This is a genomic window from Cellulomonas septica (assembly GCF_012396155.1).
Lineage (GTDB): Bacteria > Actinomycetota > Actinomycetes > Actinomycetales > Cellulomonadaceae > Cellulomonas > Cellulomonas septica.
In genome coordinates, this window is sequence record NZ_JAAXOY010000235.1 from 1 (window position 1) to 4891 (window position 4891).

6 protein-coding genes are annotated in these 4891 nt (G+C 75.1%); 5 read left to right on the plus strand and 1 reads right to left on the minus strand.

Annotated elements, in window-relative coordinates:
- The first annotated feature begins 116 nt into the window (after positions 1-116).
- From HGA02_RS10380 to HGA02_RS10400, 5 genes are all read left to right on the plus strand, one after another.
- Positions 117-845 carry a response regulator transcription factor gene (locus tag HGA02_RS10380; protein ID WP_124341366.1) on the plus strand — a complete coding sequence of 243 codons (729 nt, stop codon included), beginning with the start codon at positions 117-119 and terminating at the stop codon, positions 843-845.
- Between the two features lie 104 nt (positions 846-949).
- Complete coding sequence (locus HGA02_RS10385; RefSeq protein WP_343035429.1) at positions 950-2506, plus strand: sensor histidine kinase; 1557 nt, start codon at positions 950-952, stop codon at positions 2504-2506.
- 3 nt (positions 2507-2509) lie between these two features.
- Positions 2510-3301 carry an HD domain-containing protein gene (locus HGA02_RS10390; protein WP_168678944.1) on the plus strand — a complete coding sequence of 264 codons (792 nt, stop codon included), beginning with the start codon at positions 2510-2512 and terminating at the stop codon, positions 3299-3301.
- Positions 3302-3571: 270 nt separating this feature from the next.
- Positions 3572-3862: a WXG100 family type VII secretion target gene (locus HGA02_RS10395; RefSeq protein WP_124341363.1), complete on the plus strand. Its 291-nt coding sequence runs from the start codon at positions 3572-3574 to the stop codon at positions 3860-3862.
- A 111-nt stretch (positions 3863-3973) separates the two neighbouring features.
- Positions 3974-4252, plus strand: coding sequence for a DUF4031 domain-containing protein (locus HGA02_RS10400; RefSeq protein WP_168678945.1), 279 nt, complete (start codon positions 3974-3976; stop codon positions 4250-4252).
- An 11-nt stretch (positions 4253-4263) separates the two neighbouring features.
- On the opposite strand, the gene HGA02_RS21815 is transcribed toward HGA02_RS10400, so the two are convergent.
- Positions 4264-4665, minus strand: coding sequence for an allophanate hydrolase-related protein (locus HGA02_RS21815; RefSeq protein WP_425483055.1), 402 nt, complete (start codon positions 4663-4665; stop codon positions 4264-4266).
- Between the last annotated feature and the right edge of the window lie 226 nt (positions 4666-4891).

Here is a 4891-nt window from a genome sequence, read left to right on the forward strand (position 1 = left end):
CCCTCGTGGCGCGGACCGCCGGCTGCCCGACGCGCGCCGCCTGCCCGACGCGGGAGCGCGCGCGGCACGCAGCGCGCTCCCAGGCGGCACCCAGGAACCAGGACCAGACTGGGAGGATGACCGGTGCGCCCGCCCAGCCCGAGGCCCGCCTGCTCGTCGTCGACGACGAGCCGAACATCCGCGAGCTCCTCGCGACGTCGCTGCGGTTCGCGGGCTTCGAGGTGCACGCCGCCGCCGACGGCGGAGCCGCGCTCCGGCTGGCCCGGGACGTCGAGCCCGACCTCGTCGTCCTCGACGTCATGCTCCCCGACATGGACGGGTTCACCGTGACCCGCCGGCTGCGCGAGAAGGGCCAGCACGTCCCCGTGCTGTTCCTCACCGCGCGCGACGACACCGCCGACAAGGTGCAGGGCCTCACGGTCGGCGGCGACGACTACGTCACCAAGCCGTTCTCCCTCGAGGAGGTCGTCGCGCGCATCCGCGCGATCCTGCGCCGCACGTCACCGGGCATCGAGCTGTCGTCGAGCGTGCTGCGGTACTCCGACCTCGAGCTCGACGAGGACAGCCACGAGGTCGTGCGCGCCGGGCACCCCGTCGAGCTGTCCCCCACCGAGTTCAAGCTCCTGCGCTACCTCATGCTCAACCCCGGCCGCGTGCTGTCGAAGTCGCAGATCCTCGACCACGTCTGGCAGTACGACTGGGGCGGCGACGCGAACATCGTCGAGTCGTACATCTCCTACCTGCGGCGCAAGGTCGACCAGCTCACCGACGCCGACGGCAACCGGCTGCCGCCGCTCATCCACACCAAGCGGGGCGTCGGCTACCTGCTGCGCGAGTCGACGTGACCGCGTCCCCGTCGTCCGCGTCGTCCCTTCCGCCCGGCCCTCCGGTCACCGACCCGGCGCCCGCGGCGGTCCCCGGTCCGACGGCCTCGTCCTCCGCGCCTCCCGTGCCGATCGGGGACGAGCCCGACACGCCCGGCCCCGCACGCCCGACGCCGCGCGCGCGCTGGGACGCCGTTCCCCTCGTCCACCGGCTCGTCGGCATCATCACCGTCCTCGTGGGGCTCGGCCTCGTGCTCGCGGGCGTGGTGAGCGCGACGCTGCTCGGCGGGACGATGGTCGGGCAGGTCGACGAGAAGCTCGAGTCGGAGGGCCTGAGCCTCGCGCAGCAGCAGCTCGACTCCCTCACGCCGTTCGGCAGCAGCCTCGCGCCCAGCGACTACTACGTGCGCGTGCAGGTCGGCGGGTTCGAGAACGTCAGCCCGCCGTCGCGGTCCGCGCGGCTGCGCTACGGCGTGCCCGTCGTGCCCGACCTCACCGCGGCGCAGGCGACCGCACGTCGCGGCGAGCCGTTCACCGTCCGGTCGACCACGGACGACTCGCGCTGGCGGGCGGTGGCGTACCCGTTGACCGTCGAGGGCGCGTCCGGCTCCGTGGTCGTCGCGCTGCCCCTCGGCGACGTGCAGAGCACCGTGAAGCGGATGGTCCTCGTGCTGGTCGTCAGCGGCGTGGGGATCGTCCTGCTCGGTGCCCTCGCCGGCGCGTGGGCCGTCCGTCGCTCGCTCCGGCCGCTGCGCGAGATCGAGTCGACCGCCGCCGCGATCGCCGCGGGCGACCTGTCCCGCCGCGTCCCGCCCGCGCCCGAGCAGACCGAGGTCGGGCGGCTGTCCGTCGCGCTCAACGGCATGCTCACGCAGATCGAGCAGGCGTTCGCCGCGCGCACCGCGTCCGAGGCCCGCATGCGCCGGTTCGTCGCCGACGCGTCGCACGAGCTGCGCACACCCCTCGCCGCGATCCGCGGGTACGGGGAGCTGTACCGGATGGGCGCCCTGCGGGAGCCCGCGCAGGTCGACGACACCATGCGGCGCATCGAGGACTCCGCGACCCGGATGGGCGGGCTCGTCGACGACCTCCTCGCGCTCGCGCGCCTCGACGAGAACCGGCCCCTGCGGCGCGAGCCTGTCGACCTCACCGTGCTCGCCGCCGACGCGGTCAGCGACCTGCACGCCCTCGACCCCTCGCGCACCGCGCGGCTCGTGCCGCTCGTCGCCGGGGCACCGTCCGGACCGCACCTCGTCCTCGGCGAGGAGCCGCGGCTGCGGCAGGTCGTCGCGAACCTCGTCGGGAACGTCGTGCAGCACACCCCGGCGGGCACGCCCGTCGAGCTGGCCGTCGGCACCGCACCCGACGGGCAGGCCGTCCTCGAGGTGCGCGACCACGGGCCCGGCATCGACCCCGAGCACGCCGCGCGGGTGTTCGAGCGGTTCTACCGGGTCGACGCGTCCCGCGGGCGGGACTCCGGCGGCGCCGGGCTCGGCATGGCGATCGTCGCCGCGATCGTGACCGCGCACGGCGGCACGGTGGGCCTCGCGGAGACGGACGGAGGCGGCACCACGGTGCGCGTCGTGCTCCCCGCGGCGCCCGCGGAGGATCCCGAACCGGGCCCCCCGGTGCCGTCGGGAGGCTCTACTATGGCGCGTCCTGACCATCGGCGTGAGGCTTGATCCATGGGCGTCCATGACGCACCCCAGTGGCTGTTGTCCGCGTTCCAGCGCAGCGCACAGGGGGCCGGAGCGACAGCGACGACGGAGGAGATCCGTGACGTCGGGCAGTCGCTCGTCGACAGGTGGTCCGCACCCGGCCGCGACTTCCACAACCTCAAGCACCTGGTCGACGTGCTCGTCCGCGTCGACGAGCTCGTCGAGGAGACCCACGAGCCCGACCTTGTGCGGCTCGCCGCCTGGTACCACGGGGCGATCTTCGACTCCGCCGAGCGCAAGGCGTACGCCAACCGCGGCGGCGAGGACGAGATCGCGAGCGCCCGGCTCGCCGTCGACGAGCTGACCCGCCTCGGCGTCCCGGAGCGCGCGACCCGGCGCGTGCACGACCTCGTCGTCGCCCTGGTCCGGCACTCCCCCGACCCGGCCGACTTCGACTGCGCCGTGCTGTGCGACGCGGACCTCGCGATGCTCGCCGCCGAGCCGCAGCGCTACAAGTCGTACCTGCACGACGTGCGCGCTGAGTACTCGCACCTGCCCGTCGAGGCGTACGTCCGCGCGCGGCTCAAGATCCTCGACAAGCTGCTGCGACGCCCCTCGCTGTTCTCGAGCCCGCTCGGTGCCGCGTGGGAGGAGCCCGCGCGGCAGAACATCTCCGCCGAGAAGCAGCGGCTGGAGAAGGAGCTCGCGAAGATCGACGCCGAGGCGCTCGCGGCGCAGCACGCCGAGTCCGCGGCGCTCGAGGCGTCCGACGGCGCGGCCGCCCAGGCCGCCGTGCGCGCGTCCAGCGGCGACCGGTAGGTCACCGACCGACGACGACATGCGCGGGCGGCCTCGGACCCCGGCCTGCGGAGCACCGGCTCGCCGCCTGGTGCGTTCGTCGCGCGCTCGTCCGCCCGCTGTCGGCTCGCCTGCTCATGCGGTCGCCGTCGAGCCGTCCACAGCCCGGGTTCTCTGACCTCCGTGCACCGCGTCGCGGCTCGACCGTCCGACGACCGACGCCCGCTCCCTAGCGTCGTGCCGCACGAGGTCTCGCCAGGAGGGCGGGCCCGTCGGAGTCGGGAGGTCCGCATGAGCAGGTACGAGGTCGACAGCGCGCACGTCGCACAGGCCGCCGCGGGGGTGCAGGCACGGGCCGCGTCGATCCGCAGCGAGGTCGCCGCGATGCACCGGCAGCTCGCCGACCTGCAGGGCACGTGGCGGGGCTCCGCCGCGACGGCGTTCGCGGGCGTGGTCGCGAACTGGTCCTCGACGGAGGCGAGGCTCGAGCAGGCGCTCGACCAGATCAGCGCCGCGATGCACAGCGCCGCGCAGACGTACGCCGACGCGGAGGCCCAGGCGTCGCGCCTCTTCACGGCCTGACGGTCGCCGGTCGCTGACGGTGGCCGGCCGCCGGGCGGTGCGACCGGCGGGGGCGGCCCGGCGGTGCGGTCGACGACGCGGTGGCACGACGGGGCACCTAGGCTCGGTCGTGTGACCGTGCTCGTCGACCCGCCGCTGTGGCCCCGGCACGGCACGACGTGGGCGCACCTCGTCAGCGACTCCTCGCTCGACGAGCTGCACGCCTTCGCCGCCCGCGCCGGTCTCCCGCGTCGCGCCTTCGACCTCGACCACTACGACGTCCCCGACGAGCGGATCACCGAGCTGGTCGCGCTGGGTGCGCAACAGGTCAGCGCGGGCGACCTGATCCGGCGCCTGCGCGCGTCCGGCCTGCGCATCCCCGCCCGCGACCGCGGCGGGTCCCGGCACTGAGGACCCGCTCGTCACGCTCCGGCGCGGAGCGCGGCGACCCAGCCGCCCGCCCACGTGATGTCGGAGCCGGTCAGCCCGGCCTCCGCCGTGCAGCCGAATCCGACGACCCAGGACCCGTCGGCCAGCTCGACCTGGCCGAGGTTCATCGGACCGGGCAGGGCGGCGAGCAGGCGACCCAGGGCGGCCGGTGCGACCCGCCACACCTCGCCGGTGATCGGCGCACCGTGGCCCGGGCCGACGCGCACGAGGCCGGGCTTGCGCGGCGTGGTGTCGAGCGCGACGAGGCGGTAGGCGTCGGACGTGCGGACGGTGGCGACGAACCGTGCGCCGAGATCCTCGAGCTCGCCGTTGAGCGGCTGACCGCGCAGGTGCGCGCCGACGACGAGAACGTCGACGCCGGTCGAGACGACCAGCGGTGCGGCCGGGACGGTCGCCTGTCGCCCAGCGGACGCCGGACCTGCGGCGGCCTGCGGCGGCGTGACGGTCGACGGCTCGACGGCGGACGGCTCGGCGGCGGACGGGTCAGCGGCAGCCGGATCAGCGGCAAACGGGTCAGCGGCAAACGGGTCAGCGGCAGCCGGATCAGCGGCAGCCGGATCAGCGGCAGCCGGATCGGCGGCGAGCGGCGGCGTCGCGGCC